This is a genomic window from Pseudomonas sp. SWRI81, from assembly GCF_014268545.1.
GTDB classification, from domain to species: domain Bacteria; phylum Pseudomonadota; class Gammaproteobacteria; order Pseudomonadales; family Pseudomonadaceae; genus Aquipseudomonas; species Aquipseudomonas hamedanensis.
Genome location: NZ_JABWQS010000019.1, coordinates 46,606 through 62,160, shown reverse-complemented (window position 1 = coordinate 62,160; position 15,555 = coordinate 46,606). Strand labels below are relative to the sequence as shown.

At 56.1% G+C, this 15,555-nt stretch carries 15 protein-coding genes; 6 read left to right on the top strand and 9 right to left on the bottom strand.

The window, feature by feature from the left end:
- Positions 1–14: 14 nt before the first annotated feature.
- Positions 15–851: a TIGR02285 family protein gene (locus HU765_RS14225; protein WP_238344706.1), complete on the bottom strand. Its 837-nt coding sequence runs from the start codon at positions 849–851 to the stop codon at positions 15–17.
- A gap of 70 nt (positions 852–921) precedes the next feature.
- On the bottom strand, positions 922–2,121 hold the full coding sequence (locus HU765_RS14220) for a CaiB/BaiF CoA-transferase family protein (protein ID WP_186621254.1): 1,200 nt from the start codon (positions 2,119–2,121) through the stop codon (positions 922–924).
- Positions 2,122–2,267: 146 nt separating this feature from the next.
- On the opposite strand from HU765_RS14220, the gene HU765_RS14215 reads away from it, so the two are divergent.
- The 3 genes from HU765_RS14215 to HU765_RS14205 all read left to right on the top strand — a co-directional run bounded on the left by HU765_RS14215 (position 2,268) and on the right by HU765_RS14205 (position 5,948).
- Positions 2,268–2,810: a YaeQ family protein gene (locus HU765_RS14215; RefSeq protein WP_007908961.1), complete on the top strand. Its 543-nt coding sequence runs from the start codon at positions 2,268–2,270 to the stop codon at positions 2,808–2,810.
- 54 nt (positions 2,811–2,864) lie between these two features.
- Positions 2,865–4,574: a single-stranded-DNA-specific exonuclease RecJ gene (gene recJ / locus HU765_RS14210; protein WP_186621252.1), complete on the top strand. Its 1,710-nt coding sequence runs from the start codon at positions 2,865–2,867 to the stop codon at positions 4,572–4,574.
- 267 nt (positions 4,575–4,841) lie between these two features.
- Positions 4,842–5,948, top strand: a complete 1,107-nt coding sequence (locus HU765_RS14205) for an NADH:flavin oxidoreductase/NADH oxidase (protein ID WP_186621250.1) — start codon at positions 4,842–4,844, stop codon at positions 5,946–5,948.
- A gap of 179 nt (positions 5,949–6,127) precedes the next feature.
- On the opposite strand, the gene HU765_RS14200 is transcribed toward HU765_RS14205, so the two are convergent.
- Positions 6,128–7,756 (bottom strand): glucan biosynthesis protein D, encoded by a 1,629-nt coding sequence (locus tag HU765_RS14200; RefSeq protein WP_186621249.1) that lies wholly within the window; start codon positions 7,754–7,756, stop codon positions 6,128–6,130.
- 404 nt (positions 7,757–8,160) lie between these two features.
- On the opposite strand from HU765_RS14200, the gene HU765_RS14195 reads away from it, so the two are divergent.
- Entirely contained in the window at positions 8,161–8,346 is a 186-nt protein-coding gene (locus HU765_RS14195) for a hypothetical protein (RefSeq protein WP_016771524.1), read from the top strand.
- A gap of 107 nt (positions 8,347–8,453) precedes the next feature.
- On the opposite strand, the gene HU765_RS14190 is transcribed toward HU765_RS14195, so the two are convergent.
- The gene (locus tag HU765_RS14190) at positions 8,454–8,966 is read right to left on the bottom strand and encodes a Bro-N domain-containing protein (RefSeq protein WP_186621248.1); all 513 of its coding nucleotides are present in this window, start codon (positions 8,964–8,966) and stop codon (positions 8,454–8,456) included.
- Between the two features lie 501 nt (positions 8,967–9,467).
- Here HU765_RS14190 and HU765_RS14185 point away from each other — a divergent pair.
- Positions 9,468–10,025: a hypothetical protein gene (locus HU765_RS14185; RefSeq protein WP_186621247.1), complete on the top strand. Its 558-nt coding sequence runs from the start codon at positions 9,468–9,470 to the stop codon at positions 10,023–10,025.
- A gap of 315 nt (positions 10,026–10,340) precedes the next feature.
- Positions 10,341–11,063, top strand: coding sequence for a tellurite resistance TerB family protein (locus HU765_RS14180; protein ID WP_186551104.1), 723 nt, complete (start codon positions 10,341–10,343; stop codon positions 11,061–11,063).
- 125 nt (positions 11,064–11,188) lie between these two features.
- Here HU765_RS14180 and HU765_RS14175 read toward each other — a convergent pair whose 3' ends face one another.
- From HU765_RS14175 to HU765_RS14150, 5 genes are all read right to left on the bottom strand, one after another.
- A complete protein-coding gene (locus HU765_RS14175; protein ID WP_186621246.1) occupies positions 11,189–11,533 on the bottom strand; it encodes a hypothetical protein in 345 nt (114 codons plus the stop codon).
- A 108-nt stretch (positions 11,534–11,641) separates the two neighbouring features.
- Positions 11,642–11,929, bottom strand: coding sequence for a barstar family protein (locus HU765_RS14170; RefSeq protein WP_186621245.1), 288 nt, complete (start codon positions 11,927–11,929; stop codon positions 11,642–11,644).
- A gap of 1,002 nt (positions 11,930–12,931) precedes the next feature.
- On the bottom strand, positions 12,932–14,368 hold the full coding sequence (locus HU765_RS14160; protein WP_346727530.1) for an IS66 family transposase: 1,437 nt from the start codon (positions 14,366–14,368) through the stop codon (positions 12,932–12,934).
- A 114-nt stretch (positions 14,369–14,482) separates the two neighbouring features.
- Positions 14,483–14,842: an IS66 family insertion sequence element accessory protein TnpB gene (tnpB, locus tag HU765_RS14155; protein ID WP_034127541.1), complete on the bottom strand. Its 360-nt coding sequence runs from the start codon at positions 14,840–14,842 to the stop codon at positions 14,483–14,485.
- 379 nt (positions 14,843–15,221) lie between these two features.
- Entirely contained in the window at positions 15,222–15,554 is a 333-nt protein-coding gene (locus tag HU765_RS14150) for a hypothetical protein (protein ID WP_186621242.1), read from the bottom strand.
- Between the last annotated feature and the right edge of the window lies 1 nt (position 15,555).

Below are 15,555 nucleotides of genomic sequence, written 5' to 3'. Positions count from 1 at the left end.
TGCCCGACGTTTGTTCATCGGGCAGCCTGATCCTTGAAAAATGCCCGGGCGTGTTCCAGATAATCGGTTTGGCGCTCAGGGTCCAGCCACGCGGCGTAGCGCTGGTCCAACGGCTCGCGGGGCAGGGCGCGGAGCAACCGGTTGATCTCCTTGATGGCCTGCCGTCCCAGCTTTGTATCGGAACAGCCGACGTAGCTGGAGAGATATTTCTCGGTGCCCTGGATCGAGTAAAACGCCAGCTCATCCTCGGCAATCTGCGCCTGTTTTGCCTGATAGCGGATTTCCGGCCAATAGCCCATCACCAACTGCAGTCTACCCATACGCTGCATGGACAGCAGATTGCTCAGCGCATCGTCAGCGTAATGGACGGTCAGCGCGCTGCCCGGGGCGTTGTCCAGAACGCTGTCGAGAAATTCGCCATAGCTGCGCCCGGCGACTACGCCAACTTTTCGCTCGCCACCCGCCAACAGGGCGGACAGGTTGACCTCGCCCGCCACCAGATAGGGCTTGAGCATGTTTCGATCCTGCTGACGAATCACCAGTCCATTGCTTACGGCGCGAACGGCCGGGTTCGAATAGGCAATCCATTGCGCGCGCGCGCGGCTCCACAGCAGCGCCGGATCGCAGGCAAAGGGGTTTTCATGGAGCATTTGCAGGCCACGCGCGCGGTTGACTCGCATCAGTGAATGTTCATATTGCGGCATGCCGGCGATCAACAGCGGTATCAGTTGATCGATCACGCCCTGACCCTGTTTCGGACCCTCCAGTATCGTCATCGGCGGCAAGTCGCGCAGCAGCCAGATCAAGGTCGGTTTCGCCTGCGCTCCGGCCGACACGGTGAGCAGAAACATCAGGCCGAACAGCCGCCATGTCCACCCGTGACGGGCTCGGTTGTTGCCGGATGTCTGGAGGGGGCTCAGCTTAAATGGCGCCATCTTCGCGCAACCGGGCGATCTGTTTTTCGTCGTAGCCAAGGTCGTGCAGTACCTGCGCATTGTGTTCACCCAGCTGCGGTCCGACCCATTCGGAACTGCCTGGTGTTTCAGAGAGTTTCGGCACGATGCCCGGCATCTTGAAGTCCTTTCCGTCGGGCAGCTTGGCGTGCAGGAACATTTCCCGGGCCAGGTACTGAGGATCGCTGAACATATCCTCGGCGCTGAAGATCCGGCTGGCCGGCACCTCGGCCTGATTGAGCAGCTCGAGCACGCTTTGCAGCGGCAACGAATTGACCCAGCGATCGATCACGCCGTACAACTCGTCACGGCGGTTGTCGCGCCCGTCATTGCTGGTCAGCGTCGGGTCATTGGCGAGGTCTTCGCGGCCGATGATCAGCATGAAGCGCTTGAAAATCGCATCGCCGTTGGCGCCAATCTGCACATGTTTGCCGTCAGCGCTGGTGTGGATCGAGGAAGGGGTGATGCCGGGCATGATATTGCCGGTGCGCTCGCGGATGAAACCGAACACATCGAATTCCGGCACCATGCTTTCCATCATGGCGAAAATGGCTTCATACAACGCCACGTCGACCACTTGGCCAAGCCCGCCGTTGACCTCGCGGTGCCGCAGGGCCATCAATGCGCCAATCACGCCCCACAGCGCGGCGATCGAATCGCCGATGGAGATCCCGGTGCGCACCGGCGGTCGGTCCTCGAAGCCGGTGATATAACGCAGGCCGCCCATGGACTCACCGACCGCGCCGAAACCTGGCTGATCTTTCATCGGGCCGGTCTGGCCGAACCCGGACAGGCGCACCATCACCAGTTTTGGATTGAGGGTGTGCAGGGTGTCCCAGCCCAGGCCGAGTTTTTCCAGCACGCCGGGGCGGAAGTTCTCGATGAGAATGTCTGCTTCGCCGAGCAGTTTTTTCAGGATCGCCAAACCGTCGGGGTGCTTGAGGTTGAGCGTCAGCGACTTCTTGTTGCGCGCCTGCACAAACCACCACAACGAAGTCCCTTCGTACAATTTGCGCCACTTGCGCAGCGGATCACCGCCGTCCGGCGACTCGATCTTGATGACTTCAGCGCCGAACTCGCCGCAAATGCGCGAGGCAAACGGCCCGGCAATCAGCGTACCCAATTCAATGACTTTCACACCGCTGAGCGGTTTGTTGGCGAACGGCATACTCGATCCTGTAGGACGACGTTGTGCGGATACAGCGTTTTAACATAGCCGGCTGTCAGGCGCCGCAGGTTGATCGCCATCAATTCGATGATTGCCTGCCGCATCGGTTAGACTTGCCGACTTTCCTCGTATCAAGAAGCCCGTTCATGGCCCAGCCGTCCACCACCTACAAATTTGAACTGAACCTCACCGACCTCGACCGCAGCGTCTACGAGAGCGTCAAGCAGACCATCGCCCGTCACCCTTCGGAGACCGAAGAGCGCATGACCGTGCGGCTGCTGGCCTACGCGCTCTGGTACAACGAGCAGTTGTCGTTCGGCCGTGGTCTGTCAGACGTGGATGAACCTGCGCTGTGGGAAAAGAGTCTGGACGACCGCGTCCTGCACTGGATCGAAGTCGGCCAGCCAGACGCCGATCGCCTGACCTGGTGCTCGCGCCGCACCGAGCGCACCAGTCTGCTGGCCTACGGCAGCCTGCGCGTCTGGGAAACCAAGGTGATCCCGGCGATCAAGAACCTGAAAAACGTCAACATCGCCGCGGTCCCGCAGGAAGTGCTGGAGACCCTCGCCAAGGACATGCCCCGCGTGATCAAGTGGGACGTGATGATCAGCGAAGGGACGATCTTCGTCACCGACGACCGCGGTCAGCACGAAGTCCAGCTGCAATGGCTGCAAGGCGAGCGCGGCTGAGGTCGCGGCACTGCTGATTAATCCCACGTACTGAAGAGAAGTTTCCGTCACCCCATGCGTATCGAACCTCGTCAACTGCCTGCCACGCTGCCCTTCCTGGGTGATTTGCCACCACTGCTGACCCGCCTGTACGCGGCGCGGGGCGTGCAATCGGAGGCAGAGCTGGACAAGAGTCTGGCGCGGTTGATTCCGTTTCAACAGCTCAAGGGCATCGATGCGGCGGTGGACTTGCTGGTGACCGCGCTGGAACAGCGTCAGCGCATTCTTATTGTCGGTGACTTCGATGCGGACGGCGCCACCGCCAGCACCGTCGGTGTGCTTGGCTTGCGCCTGCTGGGCGCGGCCCATGTCGATTATCTGGTGCCCAACCGCTTCGAATACGGCTATGGCCTGACGCCGGAAATCGTCGATGTCGCGCTGACCCGCGAACCGCAATTGCTGATTACCGTGGATAACGGTATTTCAAGTGTCGAAGGCGTCGCAGCGGCCAAGCGTGCGGGTTTGAAAGTCCTGATTACTGACCACCATTTGCCCGGCGATGAGCTGCCGCAGGCCGATGCGCTGGTCAATCCGAACCAGCCCGGTTGCGAATTCCCGAGCAAGGCACTGGCCGGCGTCGGGGTGATTTTCTATGTCTTGATGGCGCTGCGCGCGCGCCTGCGCAGCCTCGGCTGGTATGAAAGCAAGCCCCAACCGAACATTGGCGAACTGCTTGATCTTGTGGCCCTGGGCAGCGTTGCCGACGTGGTGCCGCTGGATGCCAACAACCGCATCCTCGTTCACCAGGGTCTGGAGCGGATTCGCGCCGGGCGCGCGCGGCCGGGGATCAAGGCGATTCTGGAAGTGGCCAAGCGTGATGCTGCGCGCATCACGTCCACCGATCTGGGCTTTATCGTCGGTCCGCGTCTGAACGCCGCCGGGCGCCTGGACGACATGAGCCTGGGCATCGAATGCCTGCTCACGGCTGACGCCCATCTGGCCCGGGAAATGGCCGCGCAACTGGACGGCATGAACCAGGATCGCAAATCCATCGAGCAGGGCATGCAGCGCGAGGCACTGGCGCAGCTCAAGGACTTGCCGGTCGAATCGATGCCGTTTGGTCTGTGTTTATTCGATCCTGAATGGCATCAGGGGGTGATCGGTATTCTCGCTTCGCGCATGAAAGAACGGTATTTCCGCCCGACCATCGCCTTCGCCGATGCCGGCGATGGGCTGCTCAAGGGCTCGGGACGTTCGGTGCAAGGCTTCCACATTCGCGATGCCTTGAGCGTAGTGGCCGCACAACACCCGACGCTGATCGCCAAGTACGGCGGCCATGCGATGGCGGCCGGTCTGACCCTGCGCCAGGAGAATTTTCCGCTGTTCGCCGAAGCATTCGACGCCGAAGTACGTCGACAACTTCGCGAGGAAGACCTTACCGGACGAATGCTGACCGATGGCACTCTGGCGGTTGAAGAGTTCCACCTGGAACTGGCACGCGCTTTACGTCACGCCGGGCCGTGGGGGCAGCATTTCCCGGAGCCGGTGTTTCACGGCGTGTTTCAGTTGGTCGAGCAGCGCGTCGTTGGCGAGCGGCATCTGAAAGTGGTGCTGAAAAGCGAATGCGGCTCGGTGAAACTCGACGGCATCGCCTTCGGGATTGATCGCGATATCTGGCCGAATCCGACGATTCAGTGGGTAGAGCTGGCTTATAAACTCGATGTAAACGAATTTCGTGGCAACGAGACCGTGCAGTTGATGATTGCCCATATCGAACCGCGTTAAGCCCTTCGCGAGCAGGCTCGCTCCCACAGGTACGGTGGTGTCCTTGTGGGAGCGAGCCTGCTCGCGAAAGCGTCCTATCACACCCTGAATCACTCTGAACCCTCCCGCATCGGCGGTTGTCAACTAGGCTCTAAACACTGCTTGATTGGCCTTGTGACGTCCTGTCGAATTTTTTGCCCGCGGGGGCGGGTGCTGCACCTTTTTCTGTCACTCGTCGACTTTTCAAACAGAACCCTGGAGCCTGCCCACTGATTCGAGAGGTGCCCCATGAGTCTGCTGCTTGAACCCTTTACCCTTCGCCAACTGACTTTGCCCAACCGCATTGCCGTTTCGCCGATGTGCCAGTATTCCAGCGTCGATGGCCTGGCCAACGACTGGCACCTGGTGCATCTCGGCAGCCGTGCGGTGGGCGGCGCCGGTCTGGTTTTCACTGAAGCCACAGCGGTCACGGCCGACGGGCGGATCACCGCCGAAGATCTCGGTCTGTGGAATGACGAACAGATCGCACCGCTGCAACGCATCACCCGTTTCATTACCGCACAAGGCGCGGTGGCTGGCATTCAACTGGCCCATGCCGGGCGCAAGGCCAGCACCCACCGGCCGTGGATCGGCAAACATGGCAGCGTCAAACCCGAGGATGGCGGCTGGACACCGGTCGGGCCGTCGCCGATTGCCTTCGATCCCCAGCACACCCAACCGAAACAGCTCGATGAGCAGCAGATCGCCGAAGTGATTCAGGCCTTCGTCGACGCTGCCAGGCGCGCGTTGACAGCAGGTTTCAGTGTGGTCGAGGTGCACGCAGCGCACGGCTATCTGCTGCATCAGTTTCTTTCACCGCTGAGCAATCAACGTCGCGATCAGTACGGCGGTTCGTTCGAAAACCGAATCCGTCTGGTGCTGCAAGTCACCGAAGCAGTGCGGGCGGTGTGGCCGGAAGAGCTGCCTGTGTTTGTTCGTGTGTCTGCCACCGACTGGGTGGAAGACGGCTGGAACCCGGATGAAACCGTGGAGCTGGCGCGACGTCTGCACACGCTGGGGGCCGATCTGATTGACGTGTCGTCGGGCGGTACCGCGGCCAATGCCGAGATTCCGGTCGGGCCGGGCTATCAGACGCGGTTTGCCGAACGTGTCAGGAAAGAGTCAGGCATCGCCACCGGCACCGTAGGCATGATTACCGAGCCCGCACAGGCCGAGCACATCCTGCGTACCTGTCAGGCCGATATCATCTTCCTCGCACGGGAATTGCTGCGTGATCCCTACTGGCCGCTGCATGCAGACGATGATCTGGGAGGGCGAAAAGCCGTGTGGCCCGCGCAGTATCAGCGGGCGACCCATCGGGATCAGCCGATTCATGAGTCGGATTTACGCGATTGATAAAAGGCTGAAAAGCAAAAGCCCCGAGCCGTGATGGTCGGGGCTTTTCTTGTGTCCTGAAAATCATCGGTTGCCTGGTCTGGCGCTATCGCGAGCAGGCTCACTCCTACATTTTGGAATGCGATCCCCTGTAGGAGTGAGCCTGCTCGCGATGAGGCCCTATCAGACGCTACGAAACCTCAAGGGTATTTGCGCTTCTCCGGCGCCGGCGGGAAATACTGATACAACCACGTCTCGCTCAACGTGCGGTCATTGGTACGGATGAACAAGCGCAGCTCCACCGGCTCGACGCTGTCATTGGTCGGATACCAGTCGAACAGGATCCGATAACCCTTGATGTCGTCCAGCACCAACACGCTGAAGTCCTGCACCTTGCCGTTGGAACAGGTCACCACCGGTTCGATTCCGGTGCCCTGCGGCAGACGCTCCAGGCCGCCACCGGTGAAGTCCACGGCAAAGCGCCGCGCCCACACCTTCGGGTAATGCTCACCCGGCGCCCAGCCCTCGGTGAAGCCGCCCATGCCCGAGCGCGTTGCATGCACCCGCGCCAACGGTGTGCTGACCGGTGGCAGTGCGCTCCAGTACAGCTTGTACCCGTAATTCAGCGAATCACCAGCAGCCACTGGCTTCTTCGGCGTCCAGAACGCGACGATGTTATCCAGCGTCTCGCCCGTCGTAGGAATTTCCAGCAAATCGATAGACCCTTCGCCCCATGCGGTTGTAGGTTCTACCCACAGGCTCGGGCGCTTGCTGTACCAGTCGACGGTGTCCTGATAGTTGGCGAACTCGTGGTCGGTCTGCACCAGACCGAAACCTTTCGGGTCCTTGTCGGCGAACGCGTTGAATTGCAGCTTCGCCGGGTTATTCAGCGGTCGGCAGATCCACTCGCCGTTGCCGCGCCACATTGCCAGGCGATCCGAATCGTGGATTTGCGGGTGGATGGTGTCGCACATGCGGCGTTCGTGGGTGCCGCAACTGAACATGCTGGTCATTGGCGAAATGCCCAACTGTTCAATGGCAGTGCGCGCGTTGATGTGCGCGTCGATTTCCATGACCACGCGCTCGGCCTGGCAATCGATGTCGAAGCGATAGGCGCCGGTGGCGCTTGGCGAGTCGAGCAGGGCGTAGACTACGAAGCGTGTGGCGTTCTTGTCCGGGGTCTCGAACCAGAACTTGGTGAAGTCGGGAAACTCTTCTCGCTTCTTCGCGTAAGTGTCAATCGCCAGACCACGCGCCGACAGGCCATATTGGCCAGTGGCATCGACGGCACGGAAATAGCTGGCGCCGAGAAACGACACCACGTCATGACGGTCCAGTTCCGGCGCCTTGAACAGTTTGAAGCCGGCGAACCCCAGGTCACCCTTGAGCTGCTGGGTGTCGACCGAGGTGTTTTCGTAGTTGAACAAGGCAGGGCGAAAATGTACTTCGCGCGCCATGCGGGTCTTCGGATCGACGCTGTACATGCGCACCGGCTGGCGGAAACCCATGCCGACGTGGAAGAACTGCACGTCCAGCTGACCTTTGTTCTCCTTCCACAGGGAATGCTCGCCGTCATAGCGGATCGCGTTGAAGTTTTGCGGCGTCATGGTCGCCAGGGTTGGCGGCAAGACCTGCTTCGTATCCTGATAGGCGCTGCCGGCGAGCTGCTTTGCCTGCCGCTTCAACGATTCGAAATCGAAGGCCTGGGCCTCCCCATCGGCGGCGCCACCATTGGCAGCCCAGGCACGCGTAGCCAGCAGGCCAGTGGCCGACAGACCGGTGTAAGCCGCGATGGCCACGGACGCTTTGAGCAAATTCCTGCGATGCATAAATACAACCTGTCGTGTGCAATCCCGCGCCTTTCCTGGCACGTGCTGGATCAGAAATATCGGTTTGGACATGCCTTTGGCCAAACGCAGCGGACTAGTAACAGATGCCGGCTAGCTTAAACGGTTCGCTCGAATAGCAAAATTCGTTGATAGCACAGCGATGGCGCGTCAATGAAACAAGACATGTCGGTTAAATGTCCGACAGGCTCTTCTGATTTAGAGGGCATATCTGCTTTTTTCGATTAATTACTCTAAAAACTGCTTTTCAGCGCCGATTTAATTCCTATTCTATGGGCAAGACCGGATACAAGCCTTCGTGCCGGCAGGGCACACGACGCTGCTCGAAGAGGCAGGGCGATGTGGGGTTTTGCAGTTTCTTGACTCAATAGAGAAGGACATCGTCCATGGCAAAAATACAGGGCATCACCGAAATGTTGGGCATCTTCCCTTGCTTGGGCGGCGGGCGCAGAAGACGCCGGCTCAACTCCGAAGAATTGAAACTGGTGGAGCGTTATCGAGAGCTGTCGGAGAGCGACCGGATCGCCATGCGGTATCTGGTGGATGCGATGCGGAGTGTTTCGCGGTTTTAACGCCGGGGCAGGCACCGTGAAAGCCATTTGACTTTCACGGAGGCCGGTTCAATAAACCTGTGGCGAGGGAGCTTTCTCCCTCGCCACAGAATTTTGCTCACCAGGTTTTAGCGACAACTTCCCTGAACCGGATACGGCCGCTGGCCGTGCATCAACTCCGGCACATCACGCCATTTGACCCATGCCTGTTGTTGCCAGTGCAGCAACGGCACGGTAACGCCCGCCCAATGCATCGAACTCAGGCACGGGTGGTTTTCCTGTGGGCTTGAATGGATTTCGCGCATCGTCGGAATGACCTCATGGCTCAGCCATTGGCGCAGGTGACGGTTTTCCGGGACGAAGTGATGGACGAGGAGGGCGAACAGTCCGGACTCGCTGACCACTGCGCAATCGAGGATTTCGCCGTCCCGGCGCAGGAGGACTTTGCGACGCTGGTCGGGATCGAGTTTCAGCGTGAGGCGTTCGTTCAGCGGATAGCCCATCAGACGTCCGAGATCCTGGACACAGAACCAGGCTTGGTGGTCTTGCATGAACGCGTGGAGGAAGCGATTGTGGCGGGTGAAGACGGTGGGGGTGAAATACGGCTGGGTTTCAGGTGGATTTGGCGTGTGCTTAGGCATTTCTGACTCCATGTTGAAATGAGAGTCGCCACGAATCCTTCGACAGATTTTGGGTGGCGAACCGTGCGGCGTTCGAAGTCGGAACATTCTCGATCAACATGTAAGCCGAGAGGCCCGCGCCACACGATCCGCCATAAAGCGAAACTGAAAGGCAAAAATACCTCAGCTTCTATGGAAGACGCAGATGCGCCATGTTGATGATGTTCCGGCTTCGACCCCGGGCCGCTGATTTTGCAGCGACGGGATAAAGCCTATCGGTCAGGCGCTAGCGGCGCCAAGTCTACTCTGTGGACGTACAGCGTAGGAAATGGGACTTTTTCAGGAAGGCTACATCTGTAGGAAATGCCTGTTTTTGCGCTCACGCCAGCGTGACCAACCCTAACCAGTGTTTTTTCCGTTATTTGTTTGAATCTTGCGCATCGCTGCAGGTGCGCGGCCCTTGGATCAAGGCTGGGCGCTGGAAAGTTTTATGTAGCAGCCGCTAACTTGGAAATGAACCCAATGACAACTGTATTTATTGCTGGCTCTATCAATATCAAGAACCTTGATCCAAAGGTTAAAGAGCGCATCAATAATATCGTGGCGTCTGATTTTGACGTGGTTGTGGGTGATGCGGGTGGCGCCGATACTTCGATTCAGGAGTATTTACTGAGCCTCGAGCGGTCCAAAACCACCGTTTTTTGCAGCGGTTCAGCGCCGCGTAACAACCTTGGTCAATGGCCCGCCAAAACAGTCGAATCCAGACATTCAAAGGGGTCGAGAGCTTTTTTTACTGAAAAAGACGTAGCGATGGCAGAACAGGCTGACTACGGATTGATGATCTGGGACGCAAAAAGCACCGGTACGCTCAGCAACGTCATAGAGCTGCTGTCGAGGAAGAAGAAGTCGCTTGTTTTCGTCAATAAAGAAAAGTCGTTCAAAGTAGTGGGTGACGTCTGTCAGCTCGAAGAGTTGATTGCGTTCATGTCCGAACACGCCAAGCAAAAAGCCAACGAAAAAATCAGGTTGTTCGAGCGGATTTCCTTGCTGAAACACGATCAGGCAGAGCTTTCTTTTTGATAATGTGCGTCGTCTTTCTGAGCCCGGCACCGTCCCGGTAGCGGGGCCAAAGGGTTCTGGCGAGTCCCTGCCCGCAGTCATACGGCGACCAAAGTGGAATCCGTTTCGGCATTGCAATGAAATGAAATGACGGTTTTGACGCAGGGCCATCACCAGGATAAACCGTGGTGAGCTCTGATAGCTTGGATTGAGTGCATATCCCAACGTCCGCTGTGATCGAGCAACATCTCGAAGCACACTCGCAGGTCGGGTTCGGGCACTTTCGAACTAGGCTGAGGGCCTTAGATCCGGATAACCCTTGTTTGGAGGCGGAACATGAACACCCGTGGATTGCTCGATCAACTGCTCAAGTCCGGGCAGGAAATGCTGCAGAACAAGGCCGGCGGCGCTCAGAACAAATCGGCCAGCGGTGGCTTGGGCGGCTTGCTGGGCGGCGCCTCTGGTAGTGGCGGCCTTGGCGGCCTGCTCTCCGGCGCGGGCGGTGGTGCATTGGCCGCAGGCGCGATGGGCCTGTTGCTCGGCAATAAAAAGGTGCGCAAGGTCGGCGGCAAAGTCGCGATCTACGGCGGCCTCGCCGCGCTGGGCGTTCTGGCCTACAAGGCCTACGGCAACTACAACGCGCAAAAAGGCAGCGCTCCCCAACGGGAACCGCAAACCCTCGACCGTCTGCCTCCGGCACAGGTCGAGCAGCACAGCCAAGCCATTCTCAAAGCCCTGGTCGCAGCCGCCAAAGCCGACGGCCACATCGATGAGCGTGAGCGCGAACTGATCGAAGGCGAGTTCACAAAACTCGACAACGATCAGGAACTGCAACATTGGCTCCACGCCGAACTGAACAAACCCCTCGACCCTACCGACGTCGCTCGCGCGGCGAGCACGCCGGAAATGGCGGCAGAGATGTACATCGCCAGTGTGATGTTGGTGGATGAGGAGAACTTTATGGAGAAGAGCTATCTGGACGAACTGGCGCGACAGTTGAAATTGGAGCCGGGGTTGAAGGTGGAGTTGGAGAGGCAGGTGCGGCTGGCGGCGGTCTGACGTTATTGGCTGAGAAATCGCAGTGTTATGCTGCGATTTTACCCTGCGTCGCCGATTCTGGCTTCAATACAGATTGAGCTTGGAAAGCCGTTATCAATCTTTTTGATGCGTGAGCAACGATGTAATCAAGCCTCAATCATGAAGTCTTCAATTCTTTCGATGAATTCGATTTTGCTTTTGGTTCTGAACTCACCTAGAAACTTTTCGGAATTTTTGATTGGCTCACCTCTTTTATCATATTCGATTGTTAGCATATCAATCACAAACTCTCCGTCGGGATCCCCTTCGGGCTCGACCCTCGTATCAAAGCAATGCCCGGTACTCTGACGGACTCCTCCTATCAGTACCGAGCTAGAGAACCAGTCGCAAGTCTCCGGTGTCAGCTCCACCTCAAACAAGTTGTTGATTGTTATAGTCCAGCCGCTTGGTACTCGGATAGGTTGGAGTTTGTATTCGAGTTTTGATCTCATTGGCTCTCTTCGAATCTTTGTACCCGTGAATACCTTGCTCTGATCATCCTAATGATAATCGTGCTCACTGCAGTGCTGAACAAAAGCGCTGGCAAGTATCAAGTTGTTTTACTTTAATTTGTATTCGAATGTTTCATCTAAGCCCAGAGATATATCCTGATTTTTTGTTCGCTCGAATATAGATATTATTTTACTAAAAGTTTCGCCCATGCTTTGTTCAGATTCTTTCAAATTTTTCCATGCTATTTCAATCGGACGCTCTACGTCCGTACTGAGCAAATCCCACAGAGCATTTAGGTTGTTCCCATAGTGCTGAGCCACGGAAAATGCAGAAGCTATACGCTTATGGAAATCTTGCTCGGAGGAAATGGATAGGCCGTCAAGTTCAATTTTCATTAAGATTATTTCCACTTTTCGATTGGGCTGACAGTTTCATAATGATCACTGGTGATATAAGCAGGCCATCATTCGAATAGAGCAGCCTAGTTCCAAGTTGGTTGCTCCGTGACATAGTGTTGTTCAGTCCGACGTCGGCTTCATACCAAGTTCAGCCAGAGGCGGATGGGAGAACATTTGTATCATTGTAGTAAGAAAAGGGGGGCGGATTTATATTCGGTTTGTAGAAGATAAAACTGTCCCCTTTTGCTCTTTTGCTCGATCCCCTTTTGCTCGATCCCCTTTTGCTCGTTCTCATTTTTTCTAAGGTCTCTAATGAAAGGTGGCGCATTTTTGCGGTAAAAGATTCTATTATAAAAACTTTCTATTTAAGTCCTCAATAATTTTATTTAGTTCAGGGTTTTTGATCTTATCGTGATGGTTGTACCAATTGGTGATGCATGTGATCGCATCTCTGAATGGTAAAGTGACGTGACTATCCATGAACTCAAACGCAATCCCTTTAGTTAAATAAGTGGGTATGTTTTCTCGGTCGGCGTCGGTGCTGATGTATATACCAGACATCTCGATTCCGAATCCTTGTGATTGAAGAAGGCTTTGGAGCGCTTTGGGTAGGAAGCTGGAATCGTTGCTTGAAGAGGACTCTAAGAGATCTAGCAAGCAGTTGTGAATTATGTTTTCTTGAGAGTTGCTAATATTTATATTCATAACTATTTCATTGTTTGGTGAAAGTTGGTGACTGTGGTTAAAGATTCATCTAGAAAGATTCTGAAAGTTATTCCGTCATGAGAAGCGCTGTAAGCTCGGTTGCCATCGGATCGGGCTTGGTGGTAGCCCTTGGTGGCCGCTTCTCTACCTGTGTTGAACATTTTATCTGTAGAAATTATAGCTGGGTCGTAGACGGTTTTTGGACTGCCAAACTCTTTTATGCCGACTGCCTGGCCTGTTCGATCCAACGTAAGCGCTCCATAAACCCCACCTAGTCAAAAGTGGGCGGTGCGTTTAGCTGTGGGATCCAGGCTTGCAATTCCACGGCAACAGAGCTTCGTAATCTTCGACCGAGGATGCCTGTGGTAGGCGCTCCAGTGCGTGGCGCAGCCACGCATAAGGTTCTTGGCCGTTGGCTTTGGCGGTCTCGACCAGGCTGTAAAGTTGAGCACTGGCCGTCGCGCCTTTGGGTGTATCGCTGAACAACCAGTTCTTCCTTCCGATGACGAAAGGCCGGATCGCGCGCTCGGCGGTATTGTTGTCGATGGGCAGGTAGCCTTGCTCGACGTACCGTTCCAGTTTGCTCCAGTTGTTTGCCAGGTAGGTCACAGCCTTGCCCAGTGCATTCTGCGTGGTCATGTATGGGAGCGTTTTTTCCATCCAGGCCTTCAGCTCACTCATCACCTTGAGACTTAAATCCTGACGTCCATTTTTCCGCCCCTCATCGCTGCTCTCTTTGAAGGCGATCTCGATGCCGTATAGCTTGCTGATCAGCTTCAGCGCTATATCCGCCCGGCCTGTCTTGCCTTTGGGTTGCACTTTCTGCGCTTCGACAAACTTACGGCGTGCATGAGCCCAGCACCCTAAACGCTCGACTCCGTCCTGCGCGCCAAGCGCGTTGTAACCGGCGTAATCATCGGTCATGAGATAGCCGCAGTAGCCATCGAGCAGGCGCGTTGGAACCTCCTGCGAGCGGCTGGTGGAGTAGTCAAAAAGGATCACTGGTTTGTCTGGCGGGCCACCGGTTTGCACCCACATCCAGGACTGACTGCTTGGCTCCCGGTCAGGCTCTTTCAACACCTGCACGCGTGTTTCATCGCAGTGGATGACCCGACTGGCCAAGAGGCTGTCGCGCATTAAATTCAGCAATGGCTGAAAGTGCTCACCGCATTGGATAACCCAGCGAGCCAGGGTCTGACGTGGAATATCGATGCCATGGCGGCCCAGTACTTTTTCAAAGCGGTGGAGCGGTAAACCGTCCACGTATTTGGTGGTCAGCAGCATCGCCAGAACACTTGGGCTGGCCATGCTTTTTTCAATCAGTTGAGCCGGCTTGTCCGCAGTGACCGGGGCCGTCTCGCAGTCGCGGCAACCGTAAACTTTACGAACGTGTTTGATCACTCGGATTTGCATCGGTACGATTTCAAGCTGCTCGCTGACTTCCTCGCCAATCGCGTGTTTACGGCAGCCGCAGGCACACGTCAGTTCATGCTCGGGAAGTTCGTGGATAACCTCGATACGTGGCAGGTCGGCAGGCAGCGGCTTGCGTTTGCCGCGACGCTTGCCCGGTGCGACAACCTCTTCTTCGACGTCTTCGTCGACAGGCTCGGCGATGCTTTCCGCCTCGTTGAAAAGGGCTAGCTGAGGCGTCGCCAGATTGGCTGTCTGCTCGGACTTACGTCCGAACAGGCGCTGGCGCAGCAGCGCGTTTTCTTCTTCAAGATGGACGATGCGGCCCTAATTAGACTCGCGCTCAATCAGCATCTGCTCTAGCAATTGCTTGAGTAGCGCGGGGTCGTCAGGAAGGTCTTTGGGCATCGAAATCATGCCCTGGATTATACCGAATCAGGCCACGAATCGTGGCGTCAAAACCTGATGGGGACGGTTACGCCAGAGGTCAAAACCGTCGAGCATCCAGTTGAGTTCCTGGACGGTCAGGACTATCGCCTCGTCGCTGGCATCGGGCGATGTTTTAAAGCGCTCGGATTCGAGGCGCTTGAGCCATAGGCAGAAGCCATTGCGCTCCCAATATAAAATCTTCACTCGGTTGCGGGGCTTGTTGAGGAAGACGAAAAGCACGGGGTCAAAAACCGCGACCTTAATGTCCAACTCGACCAGCGCAGCCAGGCCGTCGATGGACTTTCGGAAGTCGACGGGTTTGGGATACAGATACACTTTTTCGACTTTTGCATCGGGTCGCATCATGGCGAACGAGCTCCAGAAAGAATCGGGAGCACAGCATCCGGGATCAGCTAAGCGCTTTGAATGTGGGGTTCATGGAGCGCTTACAACCGACCAAGCGCGTCGTAGCTGAATGAATCCCTCGCCATCGGGCAGCGTTTTTACAAGCAAGCGGCCTGCGGTATCTCTAATGTAGCCCTAACTCAGCGTCGAAGGTACTACCCTGAACCGCAGAAATTTAACGATTTTGCTGGCATCCTGCACCGCGAGATTGCCGTAACGCGGTACTCCGCTGGCCACATGATTTCGCCGCTGTAGTCGGTCAGTTCCTGCTGCATACCAGTGGCAGAACTAGTAGTAGAGCGGCGAAGCTTTAACGGGATTTCGCCGTCAAGTATGAGACTTAGAAGAAAAAAAACATTCCTGTATTGTATTTTATCGCCATTTCGTTGAGGTGTATGATTTTCCTTAGTGTGTCAGAATTGGTTGTAATGAATATTTTTTGAAATATCTGGAGAGCTGATTCTAGATCGGTCTGTCCTTGTATTCTTTCGTCTTCATATTCATCGATAAGTTTGCTCAGTGTTGAATTGATTTCCTCAATTGCTCCAGTTTTTGAAAGATCTAAGAATTCTTCCTTTGAGAGTAATAGTTCTTCTAAGTCGCCAGGTAAACATTCATCCAAATCCAAACGATGCATTGCATCTATAGATAAGGGTACTGAAATTGTTTTCATG